Origin of the sequence: Streptomyces ardesiacus (assembly GCF_003112575.1) — a bacterium.
Taxonomy (GTDB): Bacteria; Actinomycetota; Actinomycetes; order Streptomycetales; family Streptomycetaceae; genus Streptomyces; species Streptomyces ardesiacus.
The window spans coordinates 40,035-56,593 of record NZ_BEWC01000015.1; the positions used below are offsets into that span (position 1 = coordinate 40,035).

The 16,559-nt window shown below is 71.7% G+C and carries 14 protein-coding genes and 1 tRNA gene; 11 read left to right on the forward strand and 4 right to left on the reverse strand.

Features of this window, described 5'->3' with window-relative positions; genetic code table 11:
• Positions 1-34: 34 nt before the first annotated feature.
• Positions 35-1,651, reverse strand: coding sequence for a beta-N-acetylhexosaminidase (locus Sdi02f_RS34835; protein WP_108934023.1), 1,617 nt, complete (start codon positions 1,649-1,651; stop codon positions 35-37).
• Between the two features lie 116 nt (positions 1,652-1,767).
• Here Sdi02f_RS34835 and Sdi02f_RS34840 point away from each other — a divergent pair, with 116 nt between their 5' ends.
• From Sdi02f_RS34840 to glmS, 3 genes are all read left to right on the forward strand, one after another.
• The gene (locus tag Sdi02f_RS34840; protein ID WP_031184518.1) at positions 1,768-2,673 is read left to right on the forward strand and encodes a DUF4429 domain-containing protein; all 906 of its coding nucleotides are present in this window, start codon (positions 1,768-1,770) and stop codon (positions 2,671-2,673) included.
• 88 nt (positions 2,674-2,761) lie between these two features.
• The gene (locus tag Sdi02f_RS34845) at positions 2,762-3,019 is read left to right on the forward strand and encodes a hypothetical protein (protein WP_003976012.1); all 258 of its coding nucleotides are present in this window, start codon (positions 2,762-2,764) and stop codon (positions 3,017-3,019) included.
• Between the two features lie 33 nt (positions 3,020-3,052).
• On the forward strand, positions 3,053-4,870 hold the full coding sequence (gene glmS, locus Sdi02f_RS34850; RefSeq protein WP_030400076.1) for a glutamine--fructose-6-phosphate transaminase (isomerizing): 1,818 nt from the start codon (positions 3,053-3,055) through the stop codon (positions 4,868-4,870).
• A 108-nt stretch (positions 4,871-4,978) separates the two neighbouring features.
• Here the strand turns inward: glmS and Sdi02f_RS34855 are convergent, their stop codons facing one another.
• On the reverse strand, positions 4,979-5,506 hold the full coding sequence (locus Sdi02f_RS34855; RefSeq protein ID WP_030400077.1) for a universal stress protein: 528 nt from the start codon (positions 5,504-5,506) through the stop codon (positions 4,979-4,981).
• Positions 5,507-5,802: 296 nt separating this feature from the next.
• On the opposite strand from Sdi02f_RS34855, the gene Sdi02f_RS34860 reads away from it, so the two are divergent.
• The 4 genes from Sdi02f_RS34860 to Sdi02f_RS34875 all read left to right on the forward strand — a co-directional run bounded on the left by Sdi02f_RS34860 (position 5,803) and on the right by Sdi02f_RS34875 (position 8,660).
• Positions 5,803-6,081 carry a hypothetical protein gene (locus Sdi02f_RS34860; RefSeq protein WP_108934024.1) on the forward strand — a complete coding sequence of 93 codons (279 nt, stop codon included), beginning with the start codon at positions 5,803-5,805 and terminating at the stop codon, positions 6,079-6,081.
• Positions 6,082-6,467: 386 nt separating this feature from the next.
• Complete coding sequence (locus Sdi02f_RS34865) at positions 6,468-7,658, forward strand: helix-turn-helix domain-containing protein (protein ID WP_030400079.1); 1,191 nt, start codon at positions 6,468-6,470, stop codon at positions 7,656-7,658.
• 204 nt (positions 7,659-7,862) lie between these two features.
• Entirely contained in the window at positions 7,863-8,465 is a 603-nt protein-coding gene (gene orn, locus Sdi02f_RS34870; protein WP_031084170.1) for an oligoribonuclease, read from the forward strand.
• A gap of 122 nt (positions 8,466-8,587) precedes the next feature.
• Positions 8,588-8,660: transfer RNA gene (locus Sdi02f_RS34875), tRNA-His, on the forward strand.
• 138 nt (positions 8,661-8,798) lie between these two features.
• On the opposite strand, the gene Sdi02f_RS34880 is transcribed toward Sdi02f_RS34875, so the two are convergent.
• On the reverse strand, positions 8,799-9,854 hold the full coding sequence (locus Sdi02f_RS34880; RefSeq protein WP_030400081.1) for a LacI family DNA-binding transcriptional regulator: 1,056 nt from the start codon (positions 9,852-9,854) through the stop codon (positions 8,799-8,801).
• Positions 9,855-10,218: 364 nt separating this feature from the next.
• Here Sdi02f_RS34880 and Sdi02f_RS34885 point away from each other — a divergent pair, with 364 nt between their 5' ends.
• The 4 genes from Sdi02f_RS34885 (at position 10,219) to Sdi02f_RS34900 (ending at position 15,098) form a co-directional block, all read left to right on the forward strand.
• Positions 10,219-11,544: an ABC transporter substrate-binding protein gene (locus tag Sdi02f_RS34885; RefSeq protein ID WP_030400082.1), complete on the forward strand. Its 1,326-nt coding sequence runs from the start codon at positions 10,219-10,221 to the stop codon at positions 11,542-11,544.
• Positions 11,545-11,549: 5 nt separating this feature from the next.
• Positions 11,550-12,563, forward strand: coding sequence for a carbohydrate ABC transporter permease (locus Sdi02f_RS34890; protein WP_030400083.1), 1,014 nt, complete (start codon positions 11,550-11,552; stop codon positions 12,561-12,563).
• A gap of 12 nt (positions 12,564-12,575) precedes the next feature.
• A complete protein-coding gene (locus tag Sdi02f_RS34895) occupies positions 12,576-13,493 on the forward strand; it encodes a carbohydrate ABC transporter permease (protein ID WP_030400084.1) in 918 nt (305 codons plus the stop codon).
• 165 nt (positions 13,494-13,658) lie between these two features.
• The gene (locus Sdi02f_RS34900) at positions 13,659-15,098 is read left to right on the forward strand and encodes a GH1 family beta-glucosidase (RefSeq protein ID WP_030400085.1); all 1,440 of its coding nucleotides are present in this window, start codon (positions 13,659-13,661) and stop codon (positions 15,096-15,098) included.
• 115 nt (positions 15,099-15,213) lie between these two features.
• Here the strand turns inward: Sdi02f_RS34900 and Sdi02f_RS34905 are convergent.
• A partial coding sequence (locus Sdi02f_RS34905; RefSeq protein ID WP_108934750.1) for a sensor histidine kinase occupies positions 15,214-16,559 on the reverse strand: 1,346 nt, incomplete at its 5' end.

The window sequence follows — 16,559 nt, forward strand, 5'->3', positions numbered from 1 at the left end:
CCGGAGACGGTCCTCCGGGGTGCCCGTCGGGCGTTCACCCCGCGGCGGGCCAGGGCACCTGCGGGGAGCGGTAGTAGTCGATCCCCGCCGCCTCCCAGTACGGCGCCTGCGCGGCGAGCCGCACCTTGTAGGTGTCCCAGTCGTGCGTCGAGGCGGGCGACCAGCCCAGCTCGGCGACGCCCGGCAGCCTCGGGAAGGCCATGAAGTCGAGCTGGTCGGGGTCGGAGAGGGTCTCCGTCCACAGCGGGGCCTCGACCCCGCGGACCGCTTCGGCCGGGGCGCCCGGCAGATAGGCGGCCGGGTCCCAGTCGTAGGACCGCTGCACCTCGACGTAGCCGGCCCAGGACAGGCCGAGCGGGGTGTCCTTGGTGTACTTCATGTCCAGGTAGGTCCGGTCGGCCGGGGAGAGGATCAGCCCGGTGCCGTTCCTGGCGGCCTCGGCGACCTCGGCCTTCTCCGTGTCACTGGTGCGGTCCAGTCCCCAGTACTGGACCAGCGCGCCCTCGGCCGGCTCGGCGCCGGCCAGCTGGTGCCAGCCGACGACCGTCTTGCCGTACTTGGCGACGATCGGCTGCACCCGCTTCATGAACGCCACGAAGTCGGCGTGCGGGGTGGAGTGCGCCTCGTCGCCGCCGATGTGCAGGTAGCGGCCGGGGGTGAGCGCGGCGAGTTCGCCGAGGACGTCGTCCACGAAGTCGTAGGTGACGTCCTTGTCCACGCACAGCGTGCTGAAGCCGACCTTGGTGCCGGTGTAGAGCGGGGGCGCCACGCCGTCGCAGTTCAGCTCCGCGTAGGAGGCGAGGGCGGCGTTGGTGTGGCCCGGCATGTCGATCTCGGGGATCACCTCCAGGTGGCGGGAGGCGGCGTAGCGGACGATCTCCCGGTAGTCCGCCTTGGTGTAGGAGCCGCCGGGCCCGCCGCCGACCTCGGTGGAGCCGCCGTAGGTGGCCAGGCGCGGCCAGGAGTCGACGGCGATGCGCCAGCCCTGGTCGTCGCTGAGGTGGAGGTGGAGCTTGTTGTACTTGTAGCGCACGACCCGGTCGATGTAGCGCTTGACCTCCTCGACGGTGAAGAAGTGCCGGGAGACGTCGAGCATGGCGCTGCGCCAGGCGTAGCGCGGGCTGTCCTCGACGGTGCCGCCGGCGACCAGCCAGGGGCTGGGCTGTACGGAGTCCTTCTCGACGGCGGGGGGCAGCAGTTGGCGCAGGGTCTGGACGCCGTGGAAGAGGCCGGCGGCCTTGCGGGCGGTGATGGTGACGCCCGAGCCGCCGCTGTCCAGGCGGTAGCCCTCGTCGCCGTACGGTCCCTCGGCCAGGCGCAGTTGTATGCCGCCGTGGCCGTGGGTGGTGACGGGGAGCCGGTAGCCGGTGGCGGGCCGCAGGAGGTCCGCGAGGTAGTCGCCGACGCGGCGGGCCTCGCGCGACGCGTCGACGCGGATGTGGGTACCGCGGGTGATGCGGTACGGGGCGCCGCCGGGGTCGACCGAGACGGGGGCCGGGATCACCTGGTCGAGGGGCGTGGGTTCCGCGGCCGCGCCCCGGCCCGCCGAGGCTCCGGTGGTCATGGCGCCGACCGCCGCCACCAGCAGCAGCGAACCCAGCAGCCGGGTGATGCGGGGAGTCGTTCTGTGGTGCCGTCGATGAGGTCTCACGTGCGCGCTCCCTTCGCGATGAGTGCAATCAAGGTCTGCGCCCTGGGTGTTGGAGACAGGTGCGGACCACTCTCCCGCACCATCACCGCCCGCGGGAGCGATGAAACAATCCCCGCATGACGGAAATCATCCAGAAGGACGGAACGTGGGTCTTCGACGGCGACGCCCTGCGGCTGACGCCGGGGCGGGACAAGAACGTCGGTCTGCTCCGCCGGGAGCTGGGTGAACTGCTCGTGCCGCTGGGCGCGTTGGCGGGCATATCGTTCGAGCAGGGGAAGAAGGCGGGGCGGCTCAGGCTCCGGCTGCGGGACGGCGCCGACCCCCTGCTGCAGGCGACGGGCGGCCGGCTGACCGAGCCGCACGACCCGTACCAGCTCCTGGTGGAGCCCGACCGGTACGGCGTGGCCGAGTACGTCGTGGACGAGGTGCGCAACGCGCTGCTCCTCGAACAGGTCCCGTCCGGTCCCGTGGACGCGTACCTGCTGCCGGGACCCTCGGTGCCGCTGTCGGTGTCGGCCGGGGACGGCGTCGCGAGCTTCGACGGGGAGCGGGTGCGCCTGGAGTGGAAGTGGCAGGCGGAGGACTCCAAGTCGGCCGCCGGGCCGCGCACCCTGCCGCTCGCCGACATCGTCGCCGTGGAGTGGCAGCCGACGGTGGGCCTGGAGAACGGCCACCTGCGCTTCACCGTGCGGGCTGCGCCGAGCAAGGTGCCGCCGAAGTACGACCCCAACGCGGTGGAGCTGTGGGGCTTCAAGCGGGACCCGCTGATGGCCCTGGTGGCCGCGGCCGTGCAGGCCCGCCTCCCGCACCCGGCCGCCCGCGCCGCCCTGGCGGACGCCCGCCCGGACGGGGAGCCGGCCGAGCCCGCTCCGGTCCCGGCCCCGGCCCCGGTCCCGGCCGCCGAGGACGACCACGACGCGCTGCTGCGCCGGCTGCGGGAGCTGGGCGAACTGCACCGCTCCGGGGTGCTCACGGACGAGGAGTTCACCCTGGCGAAGCAGGCGGTTCTGAAGCGGATGTAGACACAGCGGCACCACAGACACACCCACCCCTGCCCGATTTCGGGCAGGATTCTTGCGCAAGCGTCTCCCTTACCCCAGGATCTACCGGGTGCACGACGAACTCGTTGATCATCTGACGCGGTCCACCCCCCTGAGCCGGGGCGAGGCACTGCGTGTGGTCCAGGACGTGCTCGCCTACTTCGACGAGACGACCGAGGAGTACGTCCGTCGCCGCCACCGCGAGCTCCAGGCCCAGGGCCTGGTGAACGCGACGATCTTCGAACGGATCGAGGCGGAACTGAAATACCGCGCGGTCGCGCCGCCGGAGCTGTCGCTCCGTCAGCTGCGCCGCATCGTCTACGGCTGAGCCGGCCGAGAAGGACACGAGGGACACGGACACATGTGCGGAATCGTCGGATACATCGGCAAGCGTGACGTCGCACCCCTGCTCCTGGAGGGTTTGCAGCGCCTGGAGTACCGCGGCTACGACTCGGCGGGCATCGTCGTCACCTCCCCGAAGGCGACCGGCCTGAGGATGGTCAAGGCCAAGGGCCGGGTGCGCGACCTGGAGGCCAAGGTCCCGGCGCGCTTCAAGGGCACCACCGGCATCGCCCACACCCGCTGGGCCACCCACGGCGCCCCCTCCGACGTGAACGCCCACCCGCACATGTCGGCCGACAACAAGGTCGCCGTCGTCCACAACGGGATCATCGACAACGCCGCCGACCTGCGCCGCAAGCTGGAGGCGGACGGCGTCGAGTTCCTCTCCGAGACCGACACCGAGGTCCTCGTCCACCTCATCGCCCGCTCCGAGGCCGTCAAGCTCGAGGACAAGGTCCGCGAGACCCTGCGGGTCATCGAGGGCACGTACGGCATCGCCGTGATGCACGCGGACTTCCCCGAGCGCATCGTCGTCGCCCGCAACGGCTCGCCGGTCGTCCTCGGCATCGGCGAGAAGGAGATGTTCGTCGCCTCGGACATCGCCGCGCTGGTCGCCCACACCCGGCAGATAGTCACGCTCGACGACGGCGAGATGGCCACCCTCAAGGCCGACGACTTCCGCACCTACACCACCGAGGGCACCCGCACCACGTCCGAGCCCACCACCGTGGAGTGGGAGGCCGCCTCCTACGACATGGGCGGCCACGACACCTACATGCACAAGGAGATCCACGAGCAGGCCGAGGCCGTGGACCGCGTGCTGCGCGGCCGGATCGACGACCGCTTCTCCACCGTGCACCTCGGCGGCCTCAACCTGGACGCCCGCGACGCCCGCGCCGTGCGCCGCGTGAAGATCCTCGGCTGCGGCACCTCTTACCACGCGGGCCAGATCGGCGCCCAGATGATCGAGGAGCTGGCCCGCATCCCCGCCGACGCCGAGCCGGCCTCCGAGTTCCGCTACCGCAACGCGGTCGTGGACCCTGACACCCTGTACATCGCCGTCTCCCAGTCCGGCGAGACCTACGACGTGCTCGCCGCCGTGCAGGAGCTGAAGCGCAAGGGCGCCCGGGTCCTCGGCATCGTCAACGTCGTGGGCTCGGCGATCGCCCGCGAGGCCGACGGCGGCATGTACGTGCACGCCGGGCCCGAGGTGTGCGTGGTGTCCACCAAGTGCTTCACCAACACCTGCGTGGCCTTCGCGCTGCTCGCCCTGCACCTGGGCCGCACCCGCGACCTGTCGGTGCGCGACGGCAAGCGGATCATCGAGGGCCTGCGCAAGCTGCCCGCGCAGATCGAGGAGATGCTGAAGCAGGAGGAGGACGTCAAGAAGCTGGCCGCGCAGTACGCCGACGCCCGCTCGATGCTCTTCATCGGCCGCGTCCGCGGCTACCCGGTCGCCCGTGAGGCCTCCCTGAAGCTGAAGGAGGTCTCCTACATCCACGCCGAGGCCTACCCGGCCTCCGAGCTGAAGCACGGCCCGCTCGCCCTGATCGAGCCGGCCCTGCCGACGGTCGCGATCGTGCCGGACGACGACCTGCTGGAGAAGAACCGCGCGGCCATGGAGGAGATCAAGGCCCGCAGCGGTCAGATCCTCGCCGTCGCCCACCAGGAGCAGGAGAAGGCCGACCACACGATCGTCGTCCCGAAGAACGAGGACGAGCTGGACCCGATCCTCATGGGCATCCCGCTCCAGCTCCTCGCCTACCACACGGCGCTGGCCCTGGGCCGGGACATCGACAAGCCCCGCAACCTCGCCAAGTCGGTGACGGTCGAGTAGGCACCCGGTTCCCCACCGCGACGGCCCCCGCGTGTGTCACCGCACGCGGGGGCCGTCCTGTCGTTCATGCCGTCCGGAATGACCGGAGAGCCGGTTCAGCCCGACAGGTCACGGAATGACCACCACGGGCCGTTTCGCCCGCTTGGCGAGCCGGCCCGCCACGGAGCCGAAGAGGCGCCCGACCAGACCGTGACTGGAGCCGACGACGATGGCGTCCGCCTCGTACTCCCGCCCCACCTCTTCGAGTTCGTGGCAGATGTCGCCGCCGCGCTCGACCAGGATCCAGGGCACCTCGGCGAGGTAGTCGGCGCACGCCAGCTCCAGACCGAGCACCTCGGTGCGGTGGTCCGGCACGTCGACGAAGACCGGGGGTTCGCACCCGGCCCACACCGTGGTGGGCAGGCGGTTGGCGACGTGCACGATGACCAGGCCGGAACCCAGTCGACAGGCCATGCCGATGGCGTAGGCGAGGGCGCGCTCGCTGGAGGTGGAGCCGTCGAAGCCGACGACGACGCCGTGCTTGAAGGCTGGGTCGCACGACTGGCGTGGCTCTTCGGCCGCCAGGGGCTCGGCCGCCGTAGGTTCGGCGACGGGCCGCTTGCGGTCCGCGGGTTCGAAGAATTCGTGACCGGCCATGGCTGTCTCGGCGTTTTTATCCTCTATGGGGGACAACAGGGTGCGGCGGAGCTGTGTGTCCGGGAATCGTCTTCCCAACCCCATACCCGCAAGGGTACGGCGGCACGCCTCCTTCGCCCAGATCCCGGCGGAGGGTCCGCCGCGGGATTCCCCGGAGCATGCCCGAGAGGGCGCCCGTAACGCAATGGTTGCTGCTCTGTACAGGCGGTTTGCACGGGATTCAACTGTCCGTCACCGGTCGTGACCCCTGCGCCGCGCGGACGTTGATCCCCTTGCCGCCACCCCAGGGAGCACCCGTGACCCGACCGCACCGCCCCGCCGAGCCGCCCTCCGGCCCACCCCGCCGCGACGGCGTCACCGACCTCGTCCGCTGGGCGGCGTTCAGTTGCGTCCTCGTACCGGTCGCACTCCTGTGGTACGGCGCCTCGTTCGCGGGCGCCGCCGGCACGGCCCTCGGCCTGGCCGCCGTCACCGGCGCGTGCCGTCTGCTGCTGCGGCGCTCCGAACGTCACGCCACCCGGTCGCGCAGGCGCCGGGGCGGACGGCACGCGGGGAAAAACACACCGGTCGACTGACCGGTTTCCGCGCACAGTTCCGCTTCTTTTCAGCCAACTTCCGGGGGTGGCGCATCACCACCCCTCACCACCCCCCAACCCCCGTTCCACCTGCACGGACAGGGTCCCGGGACCCCTGCGCACCCTACGTGGATTGGCCACCGGCACAAGGCGCACTTCACAGGGGCGCCCCGGAGTGCAACGCTTCGTGATCGACTGCTTCACGCCAAGTTGCCATGTCGACATTGTCCCAAGTGCCGAACCAGCCACCTCGGCGCGACGGGACGCAGTAGATTCGATCTTGACCGTCTACGGCGGGGGACTCGTGCAGGACCGAGGGGAAACGTGTTGGAGCGACAGACCCGAAGGGTGAAGGGCGCCGCGACCACCGAGGGGGGCTTAGCAGGATGAGCCACGACTCCGCCGCCGCGCCGGAAGCCGCGGCCCGGAAGCTCTCCGGGCGACGCCGCAAGGAGATCGTCGCGGTGCTGCTGTTCAGCGGCGGCCCCATCTTCGAGAGTTCCATACCGCTGTCGGTGTTCGGCATCGACCGCCAGGACGCCGGCGTGCCCCGCTACCGGCTGCTGGTGTGCGCCGGCGAGGAGGGCCCGCTGCGGACCACGGGCGGTCTCGAACTCACCGCGCCGCAGGGCCTGGAGGCGATCTCGCGCGCGGGCACCGTCGTCGTGCCGGCCTGGCGGTCGATCACCTCACCGCCGCCGGAGGAGGCGCTGGACGCCCTGCGCCGGGCGCACGAGGAGGGGGCGCGCATCGTCGGACTGTGCACGGGGGCCTTCGTCCTCGCGGCCGCGGGCCTGCTGGACGGCCGGCCCGCCACCACGCACTGGATGTACGCGCCGACGCTGGCCAAGCGCTACCCGTCGGTGCACGTGGACCCGCGCGAGCTGTTCGTGGACGACGGCGACGTGCTGACGTCCGCGGGCACCGCGGCCGGGATCGACCTGTGCCTGCACATCGTGCGCACGGACCACGGCAACGAGGCGGCCGGTGCGCTGGCCCGCCGCCTGGTGGTCCCCCCGCGCCGCAGCGGCGGCCAGGAGCGCTACCTGGACAGGTCTTTACCGGAGGAGATCGGCGCCGACCCGCTCGCCGAGGTCGTCGCCTGGGCGCTGGAGCACCTCCACGAGCAGTTCGACGTGGAGACGCTGGCCGCGCGCGCCTACATGAGCCGCCGCACCTTCGACCGCAGGTTCCGCTCGCTGACGGGCAGCGCCCCGCTCCAGTGGCTGATCACCCAGCGGGTCCTGCAGGCGCAGCGGCTCCTGGAGACGTCGGACTACTCGGTGGACGAGGTCGCGGGCCGCTGCGGCTTCCGCTCGCCGGTCGCCCTGCGCGGCCACTTCCGCCGCCAGTTGGGTTCGTCCCCGGCCGCCTACCGCGCCGCCTACCGGGCCCGCCGCCCCCAGGGCGACCGCCAGCCCGACCAGGACACCGCGAGCGCCGCACGTCCCCTGCCCCCGTCCGACCCGCCGGCCGCCCTCCCCCCGGAGACCGCGGTCCCGTTCCAGTCCCGCCGCACGGCGGCCCCCCTCCCGGCGGGCACGGCGAGCGTCCCGGGCCAGCGCAGCGCGCCGTGACGTGACGCCGCCCCCGAAACGCCGGGCGGGGCAGCTCGGCCCGTCCGGCGTTCACCTCCGAGGCCGGGCGGGGCGGCTCGGCCCGTCCGGCGTCTGAGGACGAGGCCCGTTCGGGGCCGGGCGGGGGCCCGGGGGCGGCAGCCCCCGCGGGGTCCGCACCGACGCCGGGGACCACGGACCAGGCGCCCCCCGTACAGTGGCCGCATGAACGATCGCATGGTGTGGATCGACTGCGAGATGACCGGCCTCTCGCTGTCCGACGACGCGCTCATCGAGGTTGCCGCCCTCGTCACCGACTCCGAGCTGAACATCCTCGGCGAGGGCGTCGACATCGTCATCCGCCCGCCGGACCGCGCCCTGGAGACGATGCCGGAGGTGGTGCGCGAGATGCACACCGCGTCCGGACTGCTCGCCGAACTGGACGGCGGCACGACCCTCGCGGACGCCGAGGCCCAGGTGCTGGCCTATGTGCGCGAGCACGTGAAGGAGCCCGGCAAGGCCCCGCTGTGCGGCAACTCCGTCGGCACCGACCGCGGATTCCTGCTGCGCGACATGGCCGCGCTGGAGAGCTACCTGCACTACCGCATCGTCGACGTCTCCTCGATCAAGGAGCTGGCCCGCCGCTGGTACCCGCGGGCGTACTTCAACAGCCCCGAGAAGAACGGCAACCACCGCGCGCTCGCCGACATCCGCGAGTCCATCGCCGAGCTGCGCTACTACCGCGAGGCGGTCTTCGTCCCGCAGCCCGGCCCCGACTCCGACACGGCCAAGGCGATCGCCGCCAAGCACGTCGTGTCCGCCGGCTAGGGGCAGCGGGACCGTCGGCGGCGGCGTGCGGAAAGCCGGGCGCGAGCACCCCTTCGGACCCTGTACACTTTTTCTCAGCCGGTCGGGAAACCCCGCCACGCGGGATTCGAGCACCGGCCTTGGTGGGTGTAGCTCAGCTGGTAGAGCACCTGGTTGTGGTCCAGGTGGCCGCGGGTTCAAGTCCCGTCACTCACCCTGAGTGATCAGCCGGTGATTCTCGTAAGAGAGTCACCGGCTGATCGCGTTGTGGGGCCCGTACGTCGCGGAGCCCGTACACGGCACGCGCTCCGACGGCACCGCACCGCCCAGGGCGCGGCCCCGCCGGCCCTCACCTCACGACGACCGCCGCTCCACCAGCTCCGTCGCCAGCACCACCTGGTGCCGCCCCAGCCCGCGCGAAGCGACCGGCCTGCGGTCGGCGATCTCGGCCAGCAGCAGGTCGATCATCGCGCGGCCCATCTCCTCGATGGGCTGGCGCACGCTGGTCAGCGGCGGCTCCATGTGCCGGGCGATCGCCGAGTCGTCGTAGCCGACCAGCGCCACGTCGTCCGGGATGCGCCGGCCCGCCTCGCGCAGGACCTGGCCCGCACCGGCCGCGGTGACGTCGGAGGCGGCGAAGACCGCGTCGACGTCGGGGTGGCGGCGCAGCAGCTCCGCCATCGCGCGGCGCCCGCCCTCCTCGGTGAAGTCGCCCGGTTCGATCAGCCCCTCGTCCACCTCGTGGCCCGCGTCGCGCAGGGCGTCGCGGTAGCCGTCGACGCGCCGCTGGGCACCGTAGACGGCGAGGTGGCCGGTGATGTGGGCGATCCGGCCGCGCCCCCGGGACAGCAGGTGCTCGACGGCCGAGCGGGCGCCGCCGTAGTTGTCGGAGTCCACCGACGCCAGCGGCTCGGCGGCCGAACGCGGGCCGCTGATCACCGCGGGGATCTCGAGCTGGGTCAGCAGGTCGGGCAGCGGGTCGTCGGCGTGCACCGAGACCAGCAGGACGCCGTCCACCCGGTGCGCCGCGAGGTACTGGGCGAGGCGCGCCCGCTCCCGGTCGCTGCCCGCGAATATCAGCAGGAGCTGCATCTCGGTCTCGGACAGCTCGGAGCCGACGCCCTTGAGCATGTCCGAGAAGTAGGGCTCCGCGAAGAACCGGGTCTCCGGCTCCGGCACCACCAGGGCGATCGCGTCCGTGCGGTTGGCCGCCAGCGCGCGGGCCGCCGTGTTCGGGACGTAGCCGAGTTCCTCGACCGCCGCCTCGACCGCCGCCCGGGTCGCGTCGCTCACCCGGGGGGAGCCGTTGATCACGCGGGAGACCGTGCCGCGGCCGACGCCCGCGCGTGCCGCCACCTCTTCGAGGGTGGGCCGGCCACCGCTCCGCCCACGCACTCCGTGGCTTGCCATCGGCTCCGCCTCCCGTCGTTCCCCGCACTCTGCGGCTGGCCTGGAATTTAACAGGCCGGTCGGGTGTAATGACCGACTCCGGCCGCTCCGCCCGCCGCACGGGAGTGTCTCCGTGCCGCACGCAACGTCCAGTTAACAGGCCGATAACTGAACGCAATTCGTCGCGTCCGCTCCCTTGACACCCCCGCCCGGACCCGCGAATCTTCAACACATCACTTGTGGGAGCGCTCCCACACTACCTGGCACATACACATCCCGCACGTTCCCCGCCCGAGCCGCAGCGACGAACGAAACACATGAAGCAGCGGGCCCAACCATGTAGTTGGCCGGGGGGTCGGCACGTCAGGGCAACAGGAGGACGCACATGCGAGCAGCACGCAGAGGATCGGCCCGCAAGGTGGTGGTCATGGCGGCCATCGCGTCGCTGGGCGCCGGGCTGCTGGCCGGCTGCGCCGACGACGGGAAGGACGAGGACAGCTCGTCGTCGGGCGACAGCAGCGGCAAGACCACGATCACCCTCGGTCTGTTCGGGACGATGGGCTTCAAGGAGGCCGGTCTCTACGAGGAGTACGAGAAGCTCAACCCGGACATCAAGATCGAGGAGAACGTCACCGAGCGGAACGAGAACTACTACCCCGCTCTGGTCAACCACCTCACCACCAACAGCGGCCTCCAGGACGTGCAGGCGATCGAGGTCGGCAACATCGCCGAGGTCGTCGCCACCCAGGCGGACAAGTTCGTGGACATGTCCAAGGCCGAGGGCGTCAAGAAGGACAACTGGCTGGACTGGAAGTGGCAGCAGGGCACCACCAAGGACGGCGCCACGATAGGTCTCGGCACGGACATCGGCCCGATGGCCATCTGCTACCGCAAGGACCTCTTCGAGAAGGCGGGCCTGCCGACGGACCGCGAGGAGGTCTCCAAGCTGTGGGCCGGCGACTGGAAGAAGTTCATCGCGGCCGGCGAGCAGTACAAGAAGGGTGCCGGCAAGGACACCTACTTCATGGACTCCCCCGGCGGTCTGATCAACGCCATCCTCAGCAGTGAGAAGGAGAAGTTCTACAACGCCGCCGGCGAGGTCGTCTACAAGACCAACCCGGCCGTCAAGAGCGCCTTCGACCTGACCGCGGACGCCGCCGAGAAGGGCCTGGTCCAGTCGCAGACCCAGTTCCAGCCGGCCTGGGACCAGACCGTCTCCAACAGCCTGTTCGCCACCGTGGCCTGCCCGCCGTGGATGCTCGGCACCATCAAGGGCAAGTCGAAGCCCGAGTCCGCGGGCAAGTGGGACGTGGCCCAGGCCCCCAAGTCCGGCAACTGGGGCGGCACCTTCCTGGGCGTGCCGAAGAGCGGCAAGCACGTGAAGGAGGCCCAGAAGCTGATCACCTGGCTGACGGCGCCCGAGCAGCAGGCCAAGCTGTTCGCCGTGCAGGCCAGCTTCCCGAGCGCCCCGGCCACGTACACGATGCCCGAGGTGACCGGCGGCAAGAACGAGATGACGGGTGACGCGCCGATCGGCCAGGTCTTCGCCAAGGCCGCCGAGGCCATCCCGAGCCAGGTCATCGGCCCGAAGGACCAGATCATCCAGCAGGGTCTGACCGACAACGGCGTCATCCTCGTCACCCAGGGCAAGTCGGCCAAGGCGGCCTGGGACAACGCCGTGAAGACCATCGACAACAACCTGGAGAAGTGACCGGAATGACCACCCGGCACGACACCGCCGCGTCCCCCGTCAAGGGGGGCGCGGCCCCGGGCCGCCCGCCCGGTGGCAGGACGGCCGCCGAGGCCGACCGCAAGAGGCGGGCGAAACTCTCCCGGCGCTGGCAGCGGGACATCCGCTGGAGCCCGTACGCGTTCGTCTCGCCGTTCTTCCTGCTCTTCCTCGCCTTCGGCCTGTTCCCGCTGGTCTACACCGGCTGGGCCTCGCTGCACACGGTGGAGCTGACCGCGCCCACCGACATGAAGTGGACGGGCCTGGACAACTACACCCGCATCTTCGACGACGAGTTCTTCTGGAACGCGGCGAAGAACACGCTGTGGATCGGCATCCTCTCCACGGTGCCGCAGTTGCTGATGGCGATGGGCCTCGCGCACATCCTCAACTACAAGCTGCGTGCCTCGACCTTCTACCGGGTCGTCATGCTGGCGCCGTACGCGACCTCGATCGCGGCGGCCTCGCTGGTCTTCGTGCTGCTCTTCGGCCGTGACTACGGCATGATCAACTGGTTCCTCGACCTGGTGGGACTGGACAAGATCGACTGGCAGAACGGCTCGTGGGCGTCGAAGTTCGCCGTGTCCTCGATCGTCATCTGGCGCTGGACCGGCTACAACGCGCTGATCTACCTGGCCGCGATGCAGGCGATCCCGCAGGACCTGTACGAGTCGGCGGCGCTGGACGGCGCCAGCCGCTGGCGGCAGTTCATCCACGTCACGCTGCCCTCGCTGCGCCCGACGATCCTGTTCACCGTCGTCGTGTCGACCATCGGCGCCTCGCAGGTCTTCGGCGAGCCGCTGCTGTTCGACGCGAACAAGGGGGCCTCGGGCGGCTCCCAGCACCAGTTCCAGACGCTCGGCCTGTACCTGTACGAGCAGGGCTGGGTCAACCAGCACCTGGGCCGCGCCTCCGCGATCGCCTGGGCGATGTTCCTGATCCTCATCGTGATCGGGATCCTGAACGCCGTCATCTCGCGCCGGCTGCGCGCCAGTAGTTAAGGAGAACCGGCCGTGACGACGACCATGACGAAACCCCCGGCCGACGCGGCACCCGAGCCGTCCCGCAAGGGCAGGGGCCGCCGGGGCTCCAAGGCCTCCCGGGCCGGCGGGCACCTGCACGCGGGGCCGATCGCTTACATCATCCTCGCCCTGTTCACCATCGGCTCGCTGTTCCCGCTGGTGTGGACGGCGATCGCCGCCTCGCGCGACAACCAGCGGCTCGCCCAGACGCCGCCGCCGTTCTGGTTCGGCGGCAACCTGTTCGACAAGCTGGAGATCGCCTGGAACGACGCCAACCTCGGCGAGGCGTTCCTCAACACCACCATCGTGGCCGGCACCTCGGCGCTCACCATCGTGTTCCTGTCGACGATCGCCGGGTTCGCCTTCGCCAAGCTCCGCTTCCGCGGGCGGGGCGCGCTGATGCTGATCGTCATCGGCACGATGATGGTGCCGCCGCAGCTCAGCATCATCCCGCTGTACATGATGGTCGCGAAGCTGGACTGGTCCGACCAGCTCCAGGCGGTGATCCTGCCGTCCCTGGTGAACGCGTTCGGCGTGTTCTTCATGCGGCAGTACCTGCTCCAGGCACTGCCGGACGAGATCATCGAGGCCGCGCGCGTCGACGGCGCCAGCAGCTGGCGCGTGGTGTGGCACGTGGTGTTCCCGGCGGCGCGGCCCGCGATGGCCGTGCTCGGCATGCTGATGTTCGTGCAGACCTGGAACGACTTCCTGTGGCCGTTCCTCGTGCTGACGCAGAACGGCAGTCCCACCGTGCAGGTCGCCCTCGCCGGACTCGGCCGCGGCTACACCCCGGACCAGTCCCTGATCATGGCGGGCGCGCTGCTGGGCACGCTGCCGCTGCTCCTGGTGTTCGCGATCTTCGGCAAGCAGATCGTGGGCGGCATCATGCAGGGCGCCGTCAAGGGCTGACACCTCACCTCCTCGCCCTCGGGGGCCGGGTCACCGCCGCCCCGGCCCCGGTTCGGGTGGTCACAGCCCGGTTTCCCCCCTCGTCCCTCCACCCCGTCGGTCCCACCGGTCGGACTTGCCCCGACCGGGACGACCCCGCCACGAACCCTCTATGGGAGCGCTTCCATGCTTGAGTCCGCAACGCCGGTGACCCCGGTGACCTTCCCCCCCGCCTTCCTCTGGGGCGCCGCCACCTCGGCGTACCAGATCGAGGGCGCGGTGCGGGAGGACGGCCGTACCCCCTCGATCTGGGACACCTTCAGTCACACCCCCGGGAAGACGGCCGGCGGGGACACCGGTGACATCGCTGTCGACCACTACCACCGCTACCGCGACGACGTGGCGCTGATGAAGGACCTGGGCCTCGGCGCCTACCGCTTCTCCATCTCCTGGCCCCGGGTGCAGCCGACCGGCCGCGGCCCCGCCGTACAGCGCGGCCTGGACTTCTACCGCCGCCTGGTGGACGAGCTGCTGGCCGCCGGGATCAAGCCCGCCGTCACCCTCTACCACTGGGACCTGCCGCAGGAGCTGGAGGACGCGGGCGGCTGGCCCGAGCGGGAGACGGCCTACCGCTTCGCCGAGTACGCGCAGATCGTCGGCGAGGCGCTCGGCGACCGGGTGGAGCAGTGGATCACGCTGAACGAGCCGTGGTGCGCCGCCTTCCTGGGCTACGCCTCCGGTGTGCACGCCCCCGGCCGCACCGACCCGGCGGCCGCGCTGCGCGCCGCGCACCACCTGAACCTGGCGCACGGCCTGGGCACGGTGGCGCTGCGCTCGGTGATGCCGGCCCGCAACTCGGTGGCGATCAGCCTCAACACCTCCGTCGTGCGGCCGCTGTCGCAGAGCCCCGAGGACCTGGCGGCTGCGCGGAAGATCGACGACCTGTCGGGCGGGATCTTCCACGGCCCGATCCTGCACGGCGCCTACCCGCAGACCCTCCTGGAGGCGACCGCCTCGGTATCGGACTGGTCGCACGTCCAGGACGGCGACCTGGGCCGGATCCGCCAGCCGATCGACGCGATCTGCCTCAACTACTACACGCCCACCGTGGTTTCGGCGGCCGACGCCGACTCCCGTGCCCCGCGCGCCGACGGCCACGGCGCCAGCGACCACTCGCCGTGGCCCGCCACGGACGACGTGGCCTTCCACCAGCCGCCGGGCGAGCGCACGGAGATGGGCTGGAGCGTCGACCCGTCCGGCCTGCACGAGCTGATCATGCGCTACCACCGCGAGGCCCCCGGCACGCCGCTGTACATCAGTGAGAACGGCGCGGCCTACGACGACAAGCCCGGCGCGGACGGCTCGGTCCACGACCCCGAGCGGGTCGCCTACCTGAACGGCCACCTCACGGCGGTCCGGCAGGCCATCGCCGACGGCGCCGACGTCCGCGGCTACTACCTGTGGTCGCTGCTGGACAACTTCGAGTGGGCGTACGGCTACGAGAAGCGCTTCGGCGCGGTGTACGTCGACTACGCGTCCCAGCAGCGCACCCCGAAGTCGAGCGCCCTGTGGTACGGGCGGGCGGCCCGCACGGGGACGCTGCCGCCGGTGGACGCGGCCGAGTAGCCCCGCGGCGGGCACAGGGGACGAAGGCTGCGGGACGCGGCGCCCGGGGGGACGCCGCGCCCCGCGCACGGGGCCGGTGGCCGGGGGGCCGCACCGCCGGGGGAAGCCCGGGGATTCAGTGGTCGCGGCCCGCCCGGGCCGCGGGTGCCCGAGCCGGTTCCGGTGCCGGCGCACGGCCCTGTCGGCGCCGGCGGACGGCTCCCCGGTGCCCGCGCCGCTCCGGTGCCGTCCGCCCGTCGAGCTGGATCCAGATCCGCACCTCGGTGCCGCCCAGCACGGAGGAGCCGATGCGCACGTCACCGCCGGTCGACTCCGCCATCCGGCGCACGATGTCCAGGCCGAGCCCGGTCGAGCCGTCGGTGCCCGAGCCCCGGCCGCGGGCCATCGCCGCCTCGGGGTCGGCTATGCCGGGGCCCGCGTCCGAGACGAGCACGATCACCGCGTCCTCGCCGTTGTGCAGGTCGACGGCGAAGGCGGTGCCCTCGGCGGTGTGCCGGAAGACGTTGCCGAGCAGGGCGTCGAGGGAGGCGGCCAGGTCGGAGCGGGCCACGGGGATGCGCACCGGCCGCTCGGCGCCGGCCACCCGCCACTTGCGGCCCTCGTCCTCGGCCAGCGCCGACCAGAACCCCATCCGCTCCCGGACCACCTCGGCCGCGTCGCACCCGGCACCGGGACCGGCGGCGGCCGTCTGGGGCTTGGCGTCCCGGGCGGTGCGGATGATGGTGTCGACCTCGCGCTCCAGCTGCTCGACGGCGGCCCGGGTCTGCTCGGCGGCCGGACCGTCGCCCAGCGAGGCCGCGTTGAGCCGCAGCACGGTCAGCGGGGTGCGCAGCCGGTGGGAGAGGTCGGCGGCCAGTTCCCGCTCGTTGGCGAGGAGCTGGACGACCTGGTCGGCCATGGAGTTGAACGCGACGGCGGCGCGCCGCAGTTCGTCCGGTCCCTCCTCGGGCACCCGCGCGCCGAGCCTGCCCTCCCCCAGTTCGTGCGCCCCGTCGACCAGGCGCCGCGCGGGCTGCACCATCCGGACGCCCAGCCGGTCGGCGACCGCGACCGAACCGACGATCAGGGCGGCGCCGACCGCGGCGAGCACCGCCCAGGCCGTGCCGACGCCGTTGGTCACCGCGGACTCGGGGACGAACACCTCGACGACGGCGATCTCGCCGGAGCTGAGCGCGACCGGCTGCAGCAGGCTGAAGCCGCCGTCCACCTCGGTGGTCGAGGCCCGGCCCATCTCCCGTACGGCGGCGATGTCGTGGTCGGTGGCGCGCTGCCGGCCGAGGTCGGTGGCGTCCCCGCTGCGGCCCCCGGGCGCCGGTATGTGCACGGCCATCCCGGTGTCCGATCCGGCCGAGGCGACGACGCGTTCCAACTGCTCGCGGTCGGTGGTGATGGACAGGGCCGGTGCGACGGCGGCGGCCTCCCGCTCGGCGCCGGCGAAGGCGCGGTCGCGGGCCATCTCGC

Excerpts from the sequence above, each read along its gene's own strand:
- Sdi02f_RS34840 (WP_031184518.1), top strand. The coding sequence starts at position 1,768 with ATGACGGAAATCATCCAGAAGGACGGAACGTGGGTCTTCGACGGCGAC.
- glmS (WP_030400076.1), top strand. The coding sequence starts at position 3,053 with ATGTGCGGAATCGTCGGATACATCGGCAAGCGTGACGTCGCACCCCTG.
- Sdi02f_RS34855 (WP_030400077.1), bottom strand. The coding sequence starts at position 5,506 with ATGGCCGGTCACGAATTCTTCGAACCCGCGGACCGCAAGCGGCCCGTC.
- Sdi02f_RS34865 (WP_030400079.1), top strand. The coding sequence starts at position 6,468 with ATGAGCCACGACTCCGCCGCCGCGCCGGAAGCCGCGGCCCGGAAGCTC.
- orn (WP_031084170.1), top strand. The coding sequence starts at position 7,863 with ATGAACGATCGCATGGTGTGGATCGACTGCGAGATGACCGGCCTCTCG.
- Sdi02f_RS34880 (WP_030400081.1), bottom strand. The coding sequence starts at position 9,854 with ATGGCAAGCCACGGAGTGCGTGGGCGGAGCGGTGGCCGGCCCACCCTC.
- Sdi02f_RS34885 (WP_030400082.1), top strand. The coding sequence starts at position 10,219 with ATGCGAGCAGCACGCAGAGGATCGGCCCGCAAGGTGGTGGTCATGGCG.
- Sdi02f_RS34890 (WP_030400083.1), top strand. The coding sequence starts at position 11,550 with ATGACCACCCGGCACGACACCGCCGCGTCCCCCGTCAAGGGGGGCGCG.
- Sdi02f_RS34900 (WP_030400085.1), top strand. The coding sequence starts at position 13,659 with ATGCTTGAGTCCGCAACGCCGGTGACCCCGGTGACCTTCCCCCCCGCC.